The sequence below is a fragment of the Chitinophaga agri genome, assembly GCF_010093065.1.
GTDB classification, from domain to species: domain Bacteria; phylum Bacteroidota; class Bacteroidia; order Chitinophagales; family Chitinophagaceae; genus Chitinophaga; species Chitinophaga agri.
In genome coordinates, this window is record NZ_CP048113.1 from 4,463,850 (window position 1) to 4,484,209 (window position 20,360).

Consider the following 20,360-nt stretch of genomic DNA (forward strand, 5'->3'; position numbering starts at 1 on the left):
TTTTTATGCATGCTAACAGCAATTATTTAATGAAGAATACGGCTCTTACTTCAGCACGTACTTTGATCTTTTTGAATGAAGAAGCATCAGCTGTTTCAGCAGCAGCTGCTGAACGCACCATCATGTTAGAGAAAACAGGCTGAACATCAGAATAATTATCAGTGTTGATTTCCTGTACCTCCAGCACGCCATCGATATTACTGTTGATGGCATCCAGCATATAAACAGCTTTTGCTTTAGCAGCCTGTAATGCTTTTATTTTTACCTGTTTGCGGTAATCTTCCATTTTGCTGTGTGTATAGCTGCTGATGTTTACGCTCTCAATACCTTCGTCATCCACTGCGCCAAGGATGCTGTTTACCTTATCCAGGTTGCTCAGCTTAAGACGATATTGTTTACGCGCCATGAAATCCGGATCTTTTTTCTTTTTGGTCCACAGCTGATCGTAGTTGCTACCAAACACATTAGCAATGGTCAGGTCTTTGGATGAGATACCTGCTTCTTTTACTGCTTTCTGGAGTTGTACCTCCAGCGTATTCATGTCTACTTTGGTTCCTTTATCTTTATACTCGCGCAGTGCGATATCCAGATAGATCTCATCAGGCGTGATCTCTACCTCTGCGGAGCCTGTTACTTCAATCTTCTTAACAGGAGGTCTGTTATCTGTCTGCTGTGCCTGTGATAAAGACGCTATTAATAATCCTGCCATTAAAAACATTACCTTTCTCATACTGTTGTGATTTGATGTTAAAATGAATATTAGTTTCCGTTGTTCGCCTATATGATGCGGCAAAATATTCCGATTCCATAAAAGGGCAAAAAAATATTTTGTCAGTATACCAGGCCCCAACACTTTACGATTAAAGATATATGGGGCGTCTGACTGTAACGGATGAGCCATAGATATGTTACACTGAATATTTTATTTATTTTACTGACACAGTAATAAGCCTATGACCAGAATTTTGTTGGTTTTGATAGGATTGTCATGGCTACTTTTATTATCCCATACACCGGTACAAGCCCAGCTACAGACTCCTTATATATTGAATGGGGCTGCGACACAACGGACGTGCAACTGCTATGTTTTAACGGAAGATCAGGGTACTTCGAGCGGTACAGTATGGAATAAGAATAAGATCAGCCTGAACGATTCATTTGACTACTTTTTTGATGTAAACCTGGGATGCAAGGATGAAAATGGTGCAGATGGCATCGGATTCATTCTGCAAACACAGGGCACCAACCTGGGGGCCACTGGTCAGGGGATCGGCTTTCAGAATATCAGACCATCGCTGGGAGTGATCATTGATACATGGCAGAATAGCGACGATGGTGACCCTTATTACGACCATGTGTCCATTCAGATCAATGGAGACATTTCGCACAGCAGCACTAACAATCTGGCCGGTCCTGTTACGGCACTGGCCGGAAGCGACAATATTGAAGACTGTAACTGGCATATCTTCCATATCAAATGGAATGCGGTCACTAAACAACTGGATGTCAGCATTGATGATTCGCTGCGCCTGCGTATAACCAAAGACTTGGTAACCGATGTATTCGGCAACGACCCTATGGTATATTGGGGCTTTGGCGCTGCTACCGGAGGAGCGTCCAATAAACAACAGTTCTGTGCGGCACTCCGTCCTGAATTACAGTTTGACAACAACCAGTTATTCTGTGACGGGTCAGCCATCGTCTTTGAGGACGACTCCAAATCATTTGGTACCATCACCCGCTGGCGATGGGATTTCGGCGATGGAACTACATCTGCAATAGCAGATCCTCCTCCTCATACCTACGCAAAACCTGGTAAATACCAGGTAAAAATGATCATAGAAGATAACAGTGGATGTGTGTCTGACACGATGAAGCAGGACATTACAATTGGCAGTTATCCGGTGCCTGACTTCTCTTACGATTCTCTTTGCACAGGAAGACCCATCAGCATCAGGGATCAAACAACCGTCGCTGTTGGTACGCTTCGTCAGTGGACATGGGACATGGGTAACGGGGTGATAGATCATTCATCATCGCCGGTCATCGCCTATGATAACACAGGGAATTACACAGTGACCTTGCAGGTCATGACAGCAGAAGGCTGCGGCGCAGCCACCACGAAACAGGTAAACGTATATCCCACACCTGCTATTACTGCTACGGGGGGAAGTGTGTGTATCGGTGACGCGATTCCGTTTACCGGCACTGATCTGACACCCGCTATCCCACTTGCACAGTGGTACTGGAACTTTGATAACGGACAACAGCAAACCGGTCAGCACATCGACTATATCTATCCCGCGGGAGGCGACTATCAGGCATCTGTACATGCGATGAGTAATAAAGGATGTTTTACTGATACGGTCTATATTCCCGTGACAGTCACTGATATAAACCTGTATGTCGGGCGGGATACGCTCATTGCACGGGGACAACCATTACAACTCAACGCTGCCGCCAACGGTAATAACCTGCAGTATAACTGGACACCGGATATTGGATTATCTGATCCATATGCGGCCAATCCGGTTGCGTTACTACGTAATGATCAGACTTACTACCTGGCGGTTACTTCTCCCCAGGGTTGCATTGCATTAGACACCATAAACGTGAAAGTATATGCCGGTCCGGAGTTTTATGTACCGTCCGCATTTTCGCCCAATAATGACGGTTTAAATGACGTTTTCAGGGCTATCTCACCAGGTGTACCCGAACTGGATTTCTTTTGTGTATGGAACAGATGGGGACAAGAGGTATTCCGCACACAGTCACTTTCAACAGGATGGGATGGCTCATACAAGGGACAACAGATGCCTGCCGGCACTTATGTGTGGATGATACAGGGAACGGACTATACCGGGAGAATGTTTAATAGAAAGGGGACTGTGACAATAGTGAGATAGCTAAGAATTTGAAATAGAAATGCAGCGGAAATAAACCAGTATAATGCGTAGCAGGATCTTATAAAAGGGAAAGGGATTTCAATATTGAAATCCCTTTCCCTTTTATAAGATCCGACATTAATATGCTGCAAACATTTCGGTAGCAGCAAGGGTATTTATACTTCATTCCTAATTCTTCCTCGCATCTTCCATTGTCTTCAGGAAATCATACAGGTCACTCATTGACGTTATCTTATCTACCGCCAGTATAAAGTTCTTACCTACCTGCCTCAGCTTCGCATTATTCACCCGGGTCTGAATATAGGTGAGAATGTGATTAAAGGTAGGTGATTCGAAGTATGGAGAATCTGGATTGTTGATGAAATAACAACGCAATTTTTCTTCTTTCAGCATCATCTTTTCAAAGCCAAGTTTGATCGCCATCCAACGGCAACGGATCATACAGAACAGATCTTTGACCGGCTCAGGTATAGGACCAAAGCGGTCCTGCATCTCAGCTTCAAATGCCTGGAGTTTGCTTTCCAGTGTGATGTTATCCAGTTCCTGATAGAGATTCAGACGTTCCTGTATACTTTCTACATAGCTATCTGGAATCAGTATTTCCAGGTCAGTATCAATCGTACAGTCGCTGACGAAATCTTTCTTCTCTTCCAGTTGCTCTTTAAAGAGATCACGGAATTCGTTCTGCTTCAGTTCACGGATAGCTTCATCCAGGATCTTCTGATACATATCAAATCCTATCTCTGCCATGAATCCGCTTTGCTCACCACCCAGCAGGTTACCGGCACCACGGATATCCAGGTCACGCATGGCGATCTGGAAACCACTACCCAGTTCACTATGCTGTTCCAGTGTTTGCAGGCGCTTACGGCTATCACCAGGTAAGGTGCTCATCGGAGGTGCTAACAGGTAACAGAATGCCTTTTTGTTACTACGTCCTACACGTCCGCGCAGCTGATGCAGATCACTTAATCCGAAATGATGTGCGTTGTTGATGATAATGGTATTCGCGTTAGGAATGTCCACACCACTTTCGACTATGTTGGTACATACCAGTACATCATATTTACGATCGATGAAATCGAGTATCACTTCTTCCAGCTGATGTCCTTCCATCTGGCCATGTGCTGTTGCAATAGACAGGTCAGGACACAGCCCTTTGATCAGACTACTCATTTCACCCAGGCCCTTCACACGGTTGTATACAAAGTATACCTGTCCGCCACGCTCTGTTTCGTAATAGATCGCATCACGGATCAGGTCCTGATCGAAGACATGTACTTCTGTTTCTATCGGCTGTCTGTTAGGCGGAGGCGTATTGATCACTGACAGGTCTCTCGCACCCATGAGTGAGAACTGCAATGTTCTCGGTATAGGTGTAGCCGTTAGTGTCAATGTATCCACGTTTACTTTGAGTTGTTTTAGTTTCTCTTTCGCAGATACACCAAACTTCTGTTCTTCATCGACAACGAGTACACCCAGGTCTTTAAACTTCACCTCCTTACCTAATAAAGCATGCGTACCGATGATGATATCGATCTTCCCTTCGGCCAGTCTTTGCAGTGTTTCCTTCTTCTCTTTGGCCGATTTGAAACGGTTCAGATAATCGACAGTACAAGGGAAGTCTTTCAGACGTTCTGAGAAAGTCTTAAAGTGCTGGAACGCCAGGATAGTCGTAGGCACCAATACAGCAGCCTGTTTACCATCTACGATGGATTTAAAGGCAGCGCGTATTGCAATTTCGGTTTTACCGAAACCAACATCACCACACACCAGGCGGTCCATTGGAGAAGGAGACTCCATATCACGCTTCACATCGGCAGTCGCCTTACTTTGATCAGGCGTATCTTCATACAGGAAGGATGCTTCCAGTTCTGTTTGCAGATAGGTATCCAGTGTATGGGCAAAGCCCTGCTGTGCCTTACGTGCTGCATATAGTGTGATCAGGTCTTTCGCAATATCCTTAACCTGCGTTTTAGCCTTTTCTTTCAGCTTATCCCAGGCATCGCTACCGAGTTTATTCACCCGCGGTTCAACACCTTCCTTACCCGAATATTTACTGATCTTATGCAGCGAGTTAATGTTTACATACAAGAGGTCATTGTTCTTGTAAATAATGCGGATCGCCTCCTGCATTTTACCACCAACTTCTATCTTCTGCAAACCGCTATATACCCCTACACCATGATCAATATGCGTTACGAAATCACCTGCCTGTAGCTCACGCAGGGTTTTCATCGTAATCGCCTTGTTCTTGTTATAGGCCTGCTTTACCTTGTATTTATGATAACGCTGGAAGATCTGATGATCAGTGTAGACAACCAGCTTCAGTGAGTGATCAATAAAGCCATGGCTGACAGGTAGAGGAATAGGGTAGAAGGTAAATTCGGCCTTCAGGTCTTCAAAGATGCTACGCAGCCTTTCCAGCTGACGGGCATTCTCTGCAAATATGAAAAGCGCGTATTTATTCTTATTGTGCGTGTCCAGGTCCTTGATCAGCATTTCAAACTGTCTGTTAAAGACAGGTTGTTCCTGCGTCTCGAAATTCAGCGGTGTAAATGAGCGATTGGTCTCTGACCACCACTGCCGGCTGCCAAACACAATACAGTGCCTGCCCAGCATTTGCTGCATCAGAGGATGTGCTTTGACGAAATCAGCTTCGGTGAGTGTGATGGTATCATCATCGCCGACTTTTACGGACTGCCCTGTTTGCAGGAATACGTCCAGTCGTTCTTCCATCTGCAATACCACTTCCTGCACATAACCGGGATCTTTCATCCAGATAACGGTATTCTCAGGAAGGAATTCAAATAAAGAAGCTTTCTGATGATCCATTCCCTGTGTGTCCATATTGGCGATCAGTGTCACCTGGTTGAGCTTCCTTTCGCTCAGCTGACTTTCCGGATCAAACAGACGGATAGAGTCGATATCTTCTCCGAAGAGCTCAATACGGTATGGCTTCTCATTACCAAAAGAATAGATATCGAGGATGCCTCCACGTACTGCATATTGTCCCGGTTCGTACACAAAATCTGTGAACTCAAAACCCCAGGTTACCAGCCTATCCAGCAGATCATCTACTTTCAGCACATCACCCACTTTCAGTTGCACCATATTGCTGGTAAAAGCAACAGACGCAGCTACTTTTTCCCAAAGTGCTTCAGGATAGGTAACCAGTACCTTCTTGTGTATAGAGGGCCCGGAGAACTTCATCAGTGCTTCCGTGCGCAACATACTGTGACTACTGTTGATCTCGTTGAAATAGCCGGCCTTTTTAAAGGAGTCCGGAAAATAGAAGACGTCGAGTGCCTGGGTAACTGATTCCAGGTCATTATGGAAATAAGCAGCCTCTTCTCTGTCGTTCAGAATGAAAAGATGATTAACGGAGTTGGCCATCTCCCAAGCTCCCGCAGCTACGAATGTAGTGGCACTACCGGTTAATCCTGTTAATTGATAATACTGTGGATCGGACAAATGTATCCCTTTCACCAGCTGTTGCAGGCGGGAATCTCGCTGGTACAGTTGTAATACAGCCTGTATATTCATGAGGGTTGCAAAGATACGGAATTAGTACTATCAGTCCATACACAGTGTACCTGACCGGCTCAATCTGTTTACGGACTAAAATGGTTATATTTAGTATAAATAAATTCCACTCAAATGGCGGACCAATGGTATAAGGGACTGGTGACCCGTATCGTACAGGAAACCCATAACACCCGCCGGTTCTGGATACAGGTACCGGAAATGGAGCAATTCAACTTTAAGGCAGGGCAGTTCGTAACCCTTGATCTTCCCATACATGAACAAAAGAATAAACGGTGGCGCAGTTATTCCATTGCATCCCCCCCTGACGGCAGCAATGTCATTGAGCTCGTGATCGTATTGCTGGAAGGAGGCGCGGGCACCAATTACCTGTTCAATCACGTGGGGGAGGGGAGTGAGCTTATATTAAAAGGGCCATTGGGCCATTTTACCCTACCGGAACAGCTGGACAAGGACCTGTTCTTTATCTGCACAGGTACAGGCATCGCTCCCTTCCGGTCAATGGCACAATATATTAAAGCGCATGACCTGCCGCATCCCCCGATCCATCTGATCTATGGATGCCGGCAGCAGTGTGATCTGTTATATGCTGCTGAGATGTGGGAGCTGGAAAAAGAGTTGACGGATTTTCATTATACGCCCACACTGTCAAGGGATGAAAACGGCTGGCTGGGCAGGAAAGGGTACGTGCATCTCATCTACGAAGAACTGGCCAAAAACCAGCCGGCGCATTTCTTCCTATGCGGCTGGAAGAATATGATCGATGAGGCAAAACACCGGATCCTGGCGCTGGGTTATGACAGGCATGATATTCACCAGGAGCTGTACGGCTGAGAAAGGCCTGGCATCACGTACTATTGCCATCGGGGCAAATAAAAAGGCCACATCTTGGATGTGGCCTTTTATCATATATGAACGTATCCTATTCGTTGATCTTATTCAGCACGATCTCTTTCACTTTATCCATTGGCACTCTTTCCTGTTCCATACTATCGCGGTAACGGATGGTAACAGTATTGTCTTCCTTGGTCTGGTGATCGATGGTTACGCAGAATGGTGTGCCAATAGCATCCTGACGGCGGTAACGCTTACCGATAGCATCTTTCTCTTCGTAGAAGCAATGGAATGCTGGTTTACATTTATCCATCAGTTCCTTTGCGAGTTCAGGCAGACCGTCTTTCTTAGTCAGTGGGAAGATAGCCAGTTTAACAGGGGCCAGCTTCGCAGGCAGCTTCATTACTACACGGCTGTCTTCTTTGCCATCCTTGGTCAGATCTTCTTCGTAGTAAGCATCACAGATGGTTAACAGGAACATACGATCCAGACCGATAGAGGTTTCTATCACGTAAGGAATGTAGTTCTGGTTAATTTCTGTATCGAAGTACTGCATTTTCTTTCTGCTGAACTCCTGGTGTCTGCTCAGGTCATGATCTGTACGGCTGTGAATACCTTCTACCTCTTTGAAACCGATAGGGAATTCGTATTCAATATCCTCCGCAGCATCCGCATAGAATGCCAGTTTATCATGCACATGGAATCTGTACTTATTCGGATCGATGCCTAAGCTCTTATGCCATTTCAGACGCTCTTCCTTCCAGTATGCAAACCACTCTTTCTGGGTGCCAGGGCGCACGAAGAACTGCATTTCCATCTGCTCAAATTCACGCATACGGAAGATGAACTGACGGGCTACGATCTCGTTACGGAAAGCCTTACCTACCTGTGCGATACCAAAAGGTATCTTCATACGACCGGTTTTCTGCACGTTCAGGAAGTTTACAAAGATACCCTGAGCCGTTTCCGGACGCAGGTATATTTCACTTGCATCTTCTGCTACGCTACCCACCTGTGTGGAGAACATCAGGTTGAACTGACGCACCTCTGTCCAGTTAGCAGTGTTGCTAACGCTACATTTGATTTTATAAGTTTCGATCAGCGTTTTCAGACCTGCCAGGTCATCCGCTGCCAGTAATTCATTCATTTTAGCGATCAGCTCATCCCTGTTACCCTCTGGCAGGGTCTCAGCATGCGCTTCGATCAGGTGGTCTACACGATAGCGTTTTTTGCTATCCTTGTTATCGATCATTGGATCACTGAATCCATCTACGTGTCCGGATGCCTTCCAGATAGTTGGGTGCATGAAGATGGCAGAGTCAATCCCCACGATGTTTTCGTGCATCTGGGTCATGCTTTTCCACCAGTAATCGCGGATATTCTTCTTCAACTGTGCTCCGTTCTGGCCGTAATCATAGACAGCGCTTAAGCCATCATAAATTTCACTGGACTGAAATACGAAGCCGTATTCTTTACAATGCGAGATAATCGCCTGGAATTTGTTCTGATCTGTAGCCATAGTGGCGCAAATATAATAATGGTTTTCGGAATTAGAGGTGGCAGCTAGCTACCTTTTTCACTGGTCACAGGGGCTGTTACAGGCAGTTCATCCGTTTCCACGGGAACTTCCTTTACATATACGGCATATTCATTAGGTCTGATCTTCCCGCCGAAATGCTGTACATACACCTGGGTAAATTCGGCCCCAAAATACAGGATTATGGCTGAATAATACACCCAGAGCAGTATAATTACAATAGAGCCTGCTGCACCATAGGCCGTTCCGACCTTACTGGAGCCCAGGTACATTCCAATAGCGAACTTCCCCACCATAAACAGGATGGCTGTTGTGACCGCCCCGACAATGACATGTTTCCACTTTATCTTGGCATCGGGCAGTACCTTAAATATAATGGCAAAGAGGGAACTGATAATTATAAAAGTAAGCGCCAGGTTGACAATATATACCAATACCATGGTCACCTGCGGGAACAGAACGGCCAGCTGGCGGCTGAACAGTTCAATAATACCGTTCATAGCCAGTGACACCATCAGGATGAACCCGAGGCTAACCACCATGGAAAACGACAAGAGACGGTTCAGCAGCATCTTGATCAGGCCATTCTTAGGTTTGGCCTTTAGCTGCCAGATAAAATTAATAGAGTCCTGTATTTCGCCGAAAACGCTGGTTGCACCGATGATCAGGGTGACAATCCCTACTACTGTCGCCCATGTAGAGTCACCGGAGAGGGCGGCATTCTTGATCATCTGCTGGATCTGAAGGGCGGCTTCATTACCGACCATGTCATTTATCTGCCCATAAACGCTACCTTCTATGGCTTCTTTTCCCAGGAATACGTCACACAGGGTAATGATGACGATGAGCATGGGGGCAATAGAAAAAATAGTGTAATAGGAGAGTGCCGCACTCAGTTTGAGCACCTTATCATCCATAAAGTCATTGACAGTCTGTTTCAGTATCTGCCAGTAGGTTTTTATTTTCTCAGGGATCTTCATATGATTGGTTTAACAAAAAACCTGCCTTATTGCAGCTTTTCATTTTCCTTATGCCTGTTGGCATCACGGATATTCTTTTTCTCGAAATTCTTTTCCAGGGCAGCCGTCATATCCACGCCGGTCTGATTGGCAATGCAAAGTAGTACCCACATGACATCAGCCAGCTCATCGCCCAGCTCTTTATTCTTATCGGATTCCTTAAAGGACTGTTCCCCATACTGACGGGCCATAATTCGTGCCACTTCACCTACTTCTTCAGTGAGAATGGCCATATTAGTCAGTTCGCTGAAATAGCGGACGCCGACGGTTGTGATCCAGCCGTCTATCTTTTCCTGTGCTTCTTTGATAGTCATATCAGATTATTCTTTGGCTTTTGTATCAATAATGATAGTAACGGGGCCGTCATTCAGAAGGTCTACCTTCATATCCGCCCCAAAAATACCGGTAGGAACCGGCTTACCCAGGTCCTGCGATAACTGGCTGATCATCTGTTCATACAGAGGGATCGCTACGTCCGGTTTACTGGCACGGATGTAGGAGGGACGGTTCCCCTTTTTGGTAGCAGCATAGAGGGTGAACTGACTGACCAGCAGCACATTGCCGTCCACCTCTTTTACAGACCGGTTCATCACCCCTTCTTCATCATTAAAAATACGGAGGTTGACAATCTTATTGCTCAGCCATATAATATCTTCGGTATTGTCGGCATCTTCAATGCCCAGCAATACCAGTAGCCCGGTGCCAATGCTACCGGTAATATTCCCATCTACGGTCACGGATGCCCGGGACGCACGCTGTATAACTGCCCGCATATATGTAACAGATGATTTATTGCGCCGGGAAATTAAAATAATTATGCGGTATGCGTGAAAATATCACCGGTTTCAGGCTCCTGGATCTCGATCGTATCCTCCATTTCCAGTTTAGGATTAAATAGTTCCACCAGCAGAAAATAATAGAGATATAACAAAGCTAGCAGCAGGATCAGGTGTCCGCTATTGGCAAATAATATGGTACTCACGTTCAGTACCATCACAAGAATAACCGCGGACATACCGGTGCGCAGGCGGGTATAGGCATATACTTTCAGTAGATAGAGGGCCTCTATAAAGCCAATAACGGGTAGACGAAAACCGGTTGGCGCTGTGAGTAGGGTGTATATGTTGAAGACTGTGATCATTATACCAGTGATGATCATGGTCAGCTGGGCAACTCTTCTGTCCTGGTTCAGATAAGTGTCCGCATGTTCAGCAATGGTAGCCGGTTGATCTTTCGCAAAGAAAAGCGTTACCACACCAGCGATATTGACCACCGGAATAAAATGTAACAACAGCATCCAGTAGGAATATTTACCAACTGAGAGCGCCCGGCTGGTGACAATATTCCTCATCAGACCAGCCACCGTATATAACAACAGGATCATACCCAGGGTGGAAAACATCATATATCCCACTTCCAGCAATGACGCTGGTCTTTCTTCAAAGAACCGGTACACATTGGTATCAAGTACACCAATAGCACCTGAATAAGCGAAACACAGGGCGATAAACAGGAAGAAGTATTCCCAGCTGGTCAGCTGCTGTACCTTGGATTGCAGCAGCAACCTGTAATTAGGCCATCTGTAACTATTTTCCAGTAAGTATACGATCAGGTAATAGGAAGTAAAGCTGCAATAAATAGCGGGTAAAGTCAGTACAAGCTTCATAGCTGGTGTAAACAGCGCAAATACGGGCAGGTCTCTGGCCAGCTGCAGATGATTAAAGGGAATACCATATTCGGGTAACAGAAAATAGATCAGCGCACCGATGCCGGCAGCGCCCAGTTTATCACTCATACCAGACAAAATGAAGCGGGTAATGAAGATCAGCAGCAATCCAATAAATACGTTGGCCTGGCCTATCACATATACCATGTCACTATCCGTCCTTTTCATCAGCAGGTCGTGCAGTACTGACTGCAATACAGCGACCAGTACTACGGTCACGGCCATTATCAACGCGTTCCGCCATTCCCTCCTTGCCAGCATTTCCCATACGACCACGGCAAACAATGGTAGTACATGCAGGATATGTTCAGTAGTAAAAGCAGAAAAAGCGATTGTTCCCTTTAAAATCCCTGCTGCATATCCGGCAGTGATCATCCATGTGATCAGTACAGGTAGCCAACTGGATTTGAGAACACGTAACTGTACAGAAGTAAAAAGAGTCATATAACACAGGATTAAGGAAGGGGCGGCAAATAAAATCATTTACCTTTATTAAATTACGATAATCAATTATAAAGAAACGTTAATTAAATGAGCTTAGATCTTTCCGCCGAAATCACCTTCCGCACAGCCAGAAGCGGGGGTAGTGGCGGACAAAATGTGAACAAAGTGGAGACTATGGTGGAGGGATATTTTGATGTCTCCGCATCAGCATTGTTAACCCAGGAACAGAAAGCCCTGGTGCTGGAAAAACTCGCTCACCGTATTAATTCCGAAGGACTGCTGCAGGTAAAATCGCAGGAGGAGCGTACCCAGCTGGGCAACAAGCATCTCGTTGTCAAAAAGATGAACGAACTGGTGCAAAAAGCGCTGATCAAACCCAAAAAAAGGGTGCCTACCAGGCCTTCAAGAGCCGTAAAGGAAAAGAGGATCCAGCTTAAAAAGCAGCTGTCTGAAAAAAAACAGCTACGCCGGAAAGGGCTGGAATAATTACTTTTGGTTAAAATTTCAGGGCATTGAGTATAAAATCACTGGCAGGACAGACGATCTATTACGGCTTTAGTAACATTGCAAGTAAGCTGCTTAACTACTTCCTTACCCCACTCTATCTGGAGGTAATGGCACAGGCTTACTATGGGGAGATGTCCACAGTGTATGCCTATGTGCCCTTTATGAATATCATTCTCACTTATGGAATGGAGACTGCTTTCTTCAGGTTCGCCAAAAAGGAAAACAGCCAGACCGTACTGAGCACCTCAACTATTTCCCTGCTGTTCTCTACGATCAGCTTTACCATATTACTGTTACTGTTCAGGGGGCCGATCACCAATTCCTATATCGGCGAACTGGGCGGACTAACGGGCCGGCCGGGATTCTTCACCTTCCTGGTACTGATCATGGCATTTGACGCGCTGACAGCGATTCCATTTGCCCAGCTGCGTTTGGAGAATAAGCCAGTACGGTATGCGGTGATCCGCCTGGCGGGCATTCTGACAACCATTGGCTTCAACATATTATTCCTGGTTATACTCCCCAAAACATCCTTATCAGGGCTTATAGGTCACTCGGAAATGACTATGGGCAATGACCAGCTGGGCTTCGTGTATCTGAGTAATATGCTGGGGAGTGGCGTCACATTGCTGCTATTCCTGCCACAAATGCTGCGTATCAGCTGGAAGTTTGACACTGCTTTATGGAAACAGATGCTGAACTATGCTGTACCACTGATCTTCTTCGGTATGGCGGGAATGGTCAATGAAACCTTTGACAGGGCCTGGTTCCTGCCACAGTTCCTCCCGGGTGATAACCTGACGGAGAAAAAAGAGCTGATCGGTATTTATGCGGCCAACTACAAACTGGCCATTCTAATCACGATGTTCATACAGGCATTTAAGTTAGGAGCAGAACCGTTTTTCTTTAAGCAGGCCGAAGGCAAGGACCCGCAGAAGATGTATGCCCGCATCATGAAACTGTTTGTTGTGCTGCTTTGTATGATGTTCCTCTTTGTGAGCCTCTACCTGAACGTTTGGAAGATCTTCCTCCGCAGACCGGAATATTACCCGGGTATGGCCATTGTACCGGTGTTATTGCTGGCCAATATGTTCCTGGGCATTTACTATAACCTGACCATCTGGTTTAAACTGACGGACCGTACCAAAACGGGGGCGATGATCACCATCGTCACCGCGGCAATGGCGTTCCTCCTGAACTGGTGGTGGATACCCATATTCGGGTATTTCGGTGCCGCCCTGGCTACGATGGTCTGCTATTTCATACAGATGGCGATCTGCTATTTACTCGGACAAAAATATTACCCGGTCCCCTATCACCTGCCACGTATACTTACATACATCGGAGGGGCGGTAGTGACCTACTATATTTATGAGCTGCTGAACAGGACCCTGCTTTCTCCGGGAAATATTTACGCACTGAAACCAGCGTCACTGATAGTGGCGACGGTCTTCTTCGGTGCCTATATCTGGTTCCTGCTGAAAATGGAAAAGAAAGAGTTTTCCAGACTTCCGTTCGTGGGCCGGTATGTCGCAAAACTCTGACGGACTATTGCAGGAACGGATTATGCTGCTTTTCATACCCGATAGTAGTGGACTGCCCATGCCCTGGGTATACCCTCACATCATCAGGCAATACGAACAATTTCTCCCGTATACTGTTTAATAAAGTTTGATGACTGCCTCCGGGAAGGTCCGTACGGCCTATGCTCTGGTAGAACAATACATCGCCACCAATGAGGAACTTTCCGGCAGCGGAATAAAAGCATACACTGCCTGGTGAGTGACCAGGGGCGAGCAACACTTCCAGTTCATCATCACCGAAATGTATCTTTTCGCCGTCTTCCAGGAAGCGGAAGGGTTCAGGAGAAGGTTCAAAGGGTATATTATACATTTTACCTATTTCTGGGGAACGGTCGAGTACAATTTTGTCCAGGGGATGTATTTCCAGACCTACGCCATACGTTTCAGCTACGAATTTATTACCAAAAACATGGTCAATATGGCAATGGGTATTGAGCAGGCGTGTAACTTTAAGCCCCTCTTTTTCGATATAAGTCAGTAATTGTTTCCTTTCTTCTTCAAAATAACAGCCCGGGTCTATAATTATACATTCCTTTTTTCCGTTAATGAGTAAATAGGTATTTTCCTGAAATGGATTAAAGGTGAAATGTTGTATTTCCATCATTGTTGCCGATTTTTGCTATTTTTAATTCAGAACGCAATATTATCAATACTTTCTGTATGAACCGACTTACTACCAGGTTATTAATTGCCGGTACCCTATTACTTGGCTCGTTTATATCCCAGGCACAGACCAATACCGTAGAATTTGGACAGAACCGCATACAGCATAAGAATTTCAAATGGCGTTACTATCAAACCCGTCATTTCAATACTTACTTCAGCCAGAACGGGCTTGAACTGGGAAAATACGTGGCTCAGGTAGCAGAAAAGGAGTTGCCACAGCTGGAACAGTTCATGGAATTTACTTTCCGCCAGCGTGTTAATATTGTGGTATACAACAGCTTCGGTGAAATGAAGCAATCCAATATAGGCATTGGCGTTGAATGGCAGAACACCGGTGGTGTGACCAAACTGGTAGGAAATAAACTCATCGTATACTTCGACGGCGATCACCAGAACCTGCAGCGCCAGATCCGTGAAGGTATAGCCCGTGTGATGCTTGAAAACCTGTTGTTCGGTGAAGACATTGGAGAGTTTGCAGGTAATACCATCCTTATTGATTTTCCAAAATGGTTCACAGATGGATTTGTTGCCTATGCTGCTGAAAACTGGAATACCAAACTGGATGATGAACTCAAAGATGCGATCCAGTCAGGCAGATATAAAGACTTTTACCAGCTGGCCTACGAGAAACCATTGCTGGCCGGTCATGCGTTCTGGTATTATGTTGAAAGTAAATATGGTAAGGATGCGGTGCCTTACCTGATGTATATCTCCCGCATTAACCGGGGACTGAAAAAAGGCTTCGAACAGGTACTCAGCCAAAAGCCTAAAAATGCCCTGAAAGATTTCATGGCATTTAACATGCAACGCTACCAGGATGACAACCGCCGTCGCCGTCAGAGTACCCGTGGCGGACGTACCGTTACATCCAGGGAACTGAACAAATCCGACTTCTACCGTTTCCAGGCTAATCCGAAGAGCAACTACTACGCAGTAGTTGAATTCTCCAAAGGCCTGTATAAAGTACAGATCCAGTTGGCCGATATGAAACCGAAGGTGCTGCTGCGCAGTGGAGTAAGAATGCAGGCTAGCCAGCTGGACCCTAACTATCCTCTGCTGGCATGGAACCAGAAAGGTAACCGCCTCGCCATCATCTACGAACATGAAGGTGTCACCCGCCTCATGGTGTATGACCTGGTAACGAGAACCAGCACCAAGCAGGACCTCGCGCGATTTGACAGGGTGATTGATTTCAAATACTTCTTCGAATACGACAACTCCCTGTTGCTGTCTGCTGTGAAGAATGGCCACACTGATATCTACACCTACAGCATCAATAAAAAGACAGCGGAACAGATCACCAATGACGTGTATGATGATCTCGACCCGTCTTTCGTATCGTTCCCGGGTAAGAGCGGTATCATTTACTCCTCCAACAGACCGTCGCCTACCGCTAAAAGCGGAGACACGATACTGCCGGCAGGACATTACAATATCTTCCTGATCGACAACTTTAACAAGAGTGCCGACAAGCAGATCTCACAGCTGACCGACATGAAATACGGTGATGCACGTTCACCACTTCAGTATAACACGACCCACTTTACATTCGTATCGGATGTAAACGGTATACGTAACCGTTACGCAGGTTTCTTCAAAACAGAAAGAACAGGAGTAGATTCCCTATTCTTTATTGGTTCAGAGATCCTCCATAACCCTGACAAAGCAGACCTCGACTCTGCACTGGCAGAATATGGTGCTACCGCTCCGGATTCTGTAATGGCGGTATCGCTGACAAAAGACTCTACCTATACTTTCCCGATGTCTAACTACGCTTATGGTATCAAAGAATCCAGAGGTGCAGGCGATCAGTCGGAAGTATCACAGGTGATCCAGCAGTATGGCTTCAAAAACCTGCAGAAACTGAAAATAGACACGGTAACGCTGCGTAAACGTAACGTCAACAGCCGTCCGACCACATTCAGGGCTCGTCAGATGCATGAAGACAGTATCCGTCTGGGACTGCCTACCTATCATGAAAAGGCAAAAGTAGATACCATAAAGCATGGCGACTTCTTCCAGAGCGAATTTGCACAGGAAGCACCAGATACGGCAGCCGCTGCCGCTGAGGCCATGGCATTAAAGATACCGCTGCTCGAACCGGTATTGAAAAAGGCAAAACTCCTGCCCTATAAATGGAAATTCTCTTCAGATTACCTGATCCTGCAACTGGATAACTCCATATTGATCAACAAATATCAACCATTCACCGGTCCTCCTTCCGGCCCGATCAGGCTGTCTGATCCTGTAAATGGACTGATCCGTATTGGTGTAAGTGACCTGATGGAAGATGTGAAGATCAATGGTGGTTTCAGATTCCCTTCCAGCCTGGATGGTACTGAATACTTTATTTCTGGCTCCTACCTGAAGAGACGTTTTGACTATAAGTTCACTTACTACCGTAAAGTAGACAAGTATAACAGTGTAGGGGTAGATACGTCTGGTAACATTCTGCTGGACTATCCTGCGAAGCTGAAAACAAACCTCTTCCAGTTCGATGTACGTTATCCGTTTGACCAGGCAAGAAGCATCCGCTTACAGGTTGGTCTGCGTAACGACAAGTTCGTAATTGCAGCTTCTGACGCTACCACACTGAAACTGAAGGACTACGCTGATAACTATGCGTTGTTACGACTGGAATATGTGTATGACAATACCATTAATCCGGCGACTAACATCTGGCATGGTACCCGTTATAAGATCTATGGTGACATGAATGCACAGATCAACGGAGACCTGAACGATGTGTTTGACCAGGGTGCAGCAGCCGGTAAAGGCAAGTTCACGTATAACATGGGGATTGATGTAAGACATTATCACTCCATCTACCGTAACTTCATCTGGGCTACCCGCTTCTCCGCTGACCTGTCATGGGGTACACGCAAACTGTTGTATTACCTGGGTGGTACGGACAACTGGCTGATACCGAAGATCAACCTGAATACACCTGTCAACCTGAGCGCTAACTACGCTTACCAGACACTGGCCAACCCATTACGCGGATACAGACAGAATGCCCGTAACGGTAATAACGTGATGGTATTCAATACAGAATTACGTTTACCGGTATTTGCGACCTTCATGAACAGACCAATCAATTCGGCGATCGTACGTAACTTCCAGGTGGTGAGCTTTGTTGATATTGGTACTGCATGGAATGAGAAGCTGAGCTTCAAAGATGCGAACTACACTTATTATACCGGAAATGATGGTACCGTGACAGTGAAAGTGAAAGAAGGTTTCCTCGGACCATTTGTAGGAGGTTATGGTTTTGGTGCCCGTTCTACCATTGCTGGTTATTTCCTGAGAATAGATGCAGGCTGGCCGGCAGTAGCGTTCTTCCGTGGAAAACCGATCTGGTATTTCGGTCTGGGTGTTGATTTCTAATAAAAGCACTGATCATATAAACAGTAAGGGCTCGTTAAACAACGAGCCCTTTTTTATTTCACTACAGGATAGGGATAAAAATGAGCGCTCCTGTAATAGCTGCAATAATAGCAGCAACAAGTACCGCCCCCGAAGCAACATCTTTGATCCATTTTACCCGGGGATGATAATCCGGGGACAGATGATCCATGATCTTTTCAACAACAGTATTCAGCATCTCGGTCACCCATACCAGACCGATGACAATTAATATCGGGATCCATTGACTGGCTGACAATCCATAATAAAAACCGGCCGCTACCACCAGCACCGTAGCCACTGCATGCACCCGCGCATGAGGTTCTGTACGTAAAAAGGCGGCAATTCCTTCGAAAGAATATTTAAAACTAAGTATGCGTTGCTGCAGATAGCGACCGATTCCCATGAGTATGTTCGTTTACAGATTTATTATAGTTCACTCCACTTAATTCTCCGGCTAAAGTACATCACAACAGCCAGTATTATGAAGAGGCCAAGGCTACCCATCAGCAACGACTGATCTTCAGAGCGGATGATCACGTAAATAAATCCGTACAGTACTGACAACGTACATGCAATAACAACTCCCAGGCGGGTACTTCGTAACACACTGGCCGTATAGACCGATATCAGGAAGATGGTCAGCAGGGCGGAGATCACATAGGCAATAGAGAAATTCAATTGTTCAGCAAGGGCGATGAGCAGGGTATAGAATACACACAAAGCCACGCCTATCAATATATATTGTAATGGATGAACGGAGTATCGCTGTAACAGCTCAATGAAGTAATAAACAAGGAATGTAAGGCCGATAATAAGAATAGCATATTTCACTGCCCGGGTAGATTGCTGATATGTATCAACCGGCAGGAAGAGCTTAACCCCGAAGTCGGCGGAGTGTAGGTTTACAGCATTACCAACCCAGTTCTGAGGGAAGTTACGGTTCAGGTTAGATACCTGCCAGGCGGCATTGAAGCCTTTAGCATCCAGGTTACGGGTATTAGGAAGGAAAGAACCGGCAAAGCTCGGGTTAGGCCAGTTGGAATTAAGTTCCACTGCCGTGGTTTTACCTACAGGGGAGAAGAACAGCTGATCGGAACCTTTCAACTCAAGGTTCACTGCAAATGTACCGGTAACGATCCCACTGTCTGATAATGCCAGCGGTACTTTGACCTGCATCCCATTAGGGAAAACCTCGGATGCCGGCACACCCGGATTGAAGAAATAATGCTGGCCATTCCATTGTACACCGGCCTGATTGCTGATGCCACGCATATCATCGATACCGATAGCTAGATAGGCATCCTTCAATATTGCCTGTTCAGGAGCGATGTTCAGTTCCTTCAGGTCCAGTTTGGAGAAGGCACCCTCAATACTCAGACTGGAAGTGTAAACGGCCACTTCGTAAATACCTCTTCTGCGGATCTCCGGTAATAATTTACCGTTGACCTTTAGCCTTTCAGGCAGGAAGAACGCATTAGACAGCACACCGGGTTTAGGGTAGTAGGGAATCACCAGCACCGGCCCTGTAACTGTCTGGGCGTCACCCCATTTACCACTTACTTCGCCTTTCGCTTCCATCTGACGTTGTTCTCTTTCAGAGATCAGTCCCATAATCATCATAGAAGGGATGAGCAGCAGCAGCACCAGTATAAATATGAGTAAAGCCTTGATACCATAGGCATACCGCTCAAAGAAGGAGGGTTGACCGGTGGTATTTTTAGGCTGCTGGCGGTGGCCTTCATTAGGGGCAGGAGGTAAGGGGGAAGTCTCGTTCATATTTGTTGTTTCCATATTAAGTATATTTTAAAGTACTTTGTATTTCAAAGTTTAAAGGCAAAAAAAATCACTCTATCGAGCGGATCATATTTTCGAGCGCGGCCAGGTGGCCTTTGAAAGCTTTTTCACCAGCTTTCGTAATAGAGTAGGTGGTATTGGTTTTACGACCGACAAAACCTTTATGGACTTTCAGAAATCCATTCTCTTCCAATGTACTGAGATGGGACGCAAGATTCCCATCTGTGAGTTCCAGCATCTGCTTCAGGTCATTGAAACTCACTTCCTCATTCACCATCAGGATGCTCATGACCCCCAGTCGTATACGACTGTCAAATATCTTATTTAAGTTACCTATGGGATTGATCACGAGTTCATCATTTATTCAACAAATTGATACCAAACAGCACC

General features: G+C 45.8%; 15 protein-coding genes and 1 pseudogene. 5 read left to right on the plus strand and 11 right to left on the minus strand.

Translation table 11 applies throughout. The annotated features are described in order from the left end of the window. Positions 1-22: 22 nt before the first annotated feature. Positions 23-730 (minus strand): SIMPL domain-containing protein, encoded by a 708-nt coding sequence (locus tag GWR21_RS17705; RefSeq protein ID WP_162333034.1) that lies wholly within the window; start codon positions 728-730, stop codon positions 23-25. Positions 731-953: 223 nt separating this feature from the next. Between GWR21_RS17705 and GWR21_RS17710 the strand changes: the two genes are divergently transcribed. Continuing rightward, positions 954-2,906: a lectin-like domain-containing protein gene (locus GWR21_RS17710; RefSeq protein ID WP_162333035.1), complete on the plus strand. Its 1,953-nt coding sequence runs from the start codon at positions 954-956 to the stop codon at positions 2,904-2,906. A gap of 168 nt (positions 2,907-3,074) precedes the next feature. On the opposite strand, the gene mfd is transcribed toward GWR21_RS17710, so the two are convergent. After that, a complete protein-coding gene (gene mfd / locus GWR21_RS17715) occupies positions 3,075-6,452 on the minus strand; it encodes a transcription-repair coupling factor (RefSeq protein ID WP_162333036.1) in 3,378 nt (1,125 codons plus the stop codon). Between the two features lie 114 nt (positions 6,453-6,566). Here mfd and GWR21_RS17720 point away from each other — a divergent pair, with 114 nt between their 5' ends. Next, positions 6,567-7,286 (plus strand): ferredoxin--NADP reductase, encoded by a 720-nt coding sequence (locus tag GWR21_RS17720; protein ID WP_162333037.1) that lies wholly within the window; start codon positions 6,567-6,569, stop codon positions 7,284-7,286. A gap of 88 nt (positions 7,287-7,374) precedes the next feature. Here GWR21_RS17720 and GWR21_RS17725 read toward each other — a convergent pair whose 3' ends face one another. Genes GWR21_RS17725 through GWR21_RS17745 form a run of 5 tightly spaced genes read right to left on the minus strand, consistent with a single transcriptional unit; the run spans position 7,375 to position 12,012 of the window. Then, entirely contained in the window at positions 7,375-8,805 is a 1,431-nt protein-coding gene (locus GWR21_RS17725) for a glycine--tRNA ligase (RefSeq protein WP_162333038.1), read from the minus strand. 44 nt (positions 8,806-8,849) lie between these two features. Beyond that, the gene (locus GWR21_RS17730; RefSeq protein WP_162333039.1) at positions 8,850-9,803 is read right to left on the minus strand and encodes a YihY/virulence factor BrkB family protein; all 954 of its coding nucleotides are present in this window, start codon (positions 9,801-9,803) and stop codon (positions 8,850-8,852) included. 26 nt (positions 9,804-9,829) lie between these two features. Further along, positions 9,830-10,156, minus strand: a complete 327-nt coding sequence (locus GWR21_RS17735) for a nucleotide pyrophosphohydrolase (RefSeq protein ID WP_162333040.1) — start codon at positions 10,154-10,156, stop codon at positions 9,830-9,832. Positions 10,157-10,162: 6 nt separating this feature from the next. Further along, complete coding sequence (dtd, locus tag GWR21_RS17740) at positions 10,163-10,615, minus strand: D-aminoacyl-tRNA deacylase (protein WP_162333041.1); 453 nt, start codon at positions 10,613-10,615, stop codon at positions 10,163-10,165. A 41-nt stretch (positions 10,616-10,656) separates the two neighbouring features. After that, positions 10,657-12,012, minus strand: coding sequence for a hypothetical protein (locus tag GWR21_RS17745; RefSeq protein ID WP_162333042.1), 1,356 nt, complete (start codon positions 12,010-12,012; stop codon positions 10,657-10,659). A gap of 105 nt (positions 12,013-12,117) precedes the next feature. Here GWR21_RS17745 and arfB point away from each other — a divergent pair. Next, a pseudogene (gene arfB, locus GWR21_RS17750) lies at positions 12,118-12,498 on the plus strand (alternative ribosome rescue aminoacyl-tRNA hydrolase ArfB); the annotation flags it as partial. 26 nt (positions 12,499-12,524) lie between these two features. Continuing rightward, entirely contained in the window at positions 12,525-14,063 is a 1,539-nt protein-coding gene (locus GWR21_RS17755; protein ID WP_162333044.1) for an MATE family efflux transporter, read from the plus strand. Between the two features lie 4 nt (positions 14,064-14,067). Here the strand turns inward: GWR21_RS17755 and GWR21_RS17760 are convergent, their stop codons facing one another. Then, on the minus strand, positions 14,068-14,706 hold the full coding sequence (locus GWR21_RS17760) for an MBL fold metallo-hydrolase (protein ID WP_162333045.1): 639 nt from the start codon (positions 14,704-14,706) through the stop codon (positions 14,068-14,070). A 56-nt stretch (positions 14,707-14,762) separates the two neighbouring features. Between GWR21_RS17760 and GWR21_RS17765 the strand changes: the two genes are divergently transcribed. Beyond that, positions 14,763-18,155, plus strand: coding sequence for a hypothetical protein (locus tag GWR21_RS17765; protein ID WP_162333046.1), 3,393 nt, complete (start codon positions 14,763-14,765; stop codon positions 18,153-18,155). Between the two features lie 61 nt (positions 18,156-18,216). Here GWR21_RS17765 and GWR21_RS17770 read toward each other — a convergent pair whose 3' ends face one another. The 3 genes from GWR21_RS17770 to GWR21_RS17780 are packed head-to-tail and all read right to left on the minus strand — an operon-like array spanning position 18,217 to position 20,319. Further along, on the minus strand, positions 18,217-18,579 hold the full coding sequence (locus GWR21_RS17770) for a diacylglycerol kinase family protein (protein ID WP_162333047.1): 363 nt from the start codon (positions 18,577-18,579) through the stop codon (positions 18,217-18,219). A 23-nt stretch (positions 18,580-18,602) separates the two neighbouring features. Beyond that, positions 18,603-19,967, minus strand: a complete 1,365-nt coding sequence (gene creD, locus GWR21_RS17775) for a cell envelope integrity protein CreD (RefSeq protein ID WP_162333048.1) — start codon at positions 19,965-19,967, stop codon at positions 18,603-18,605. 52 nt (positions 19,968-20,019) lie between these two features. Then, positions 20,020-20,319 (minus strand): winged helix-turn-helix domain-containing protein, encoded by a 300-nt coding sequence (locus GWR21_RS17780; RefSeq protein ID WP_162333049.1) that lies wholly within the window; start codon positions 20,317-20,319, stop codon positions 20,020-20,022. Positions 20,320-20,360 lie beyond the last annotated feature (41 nt).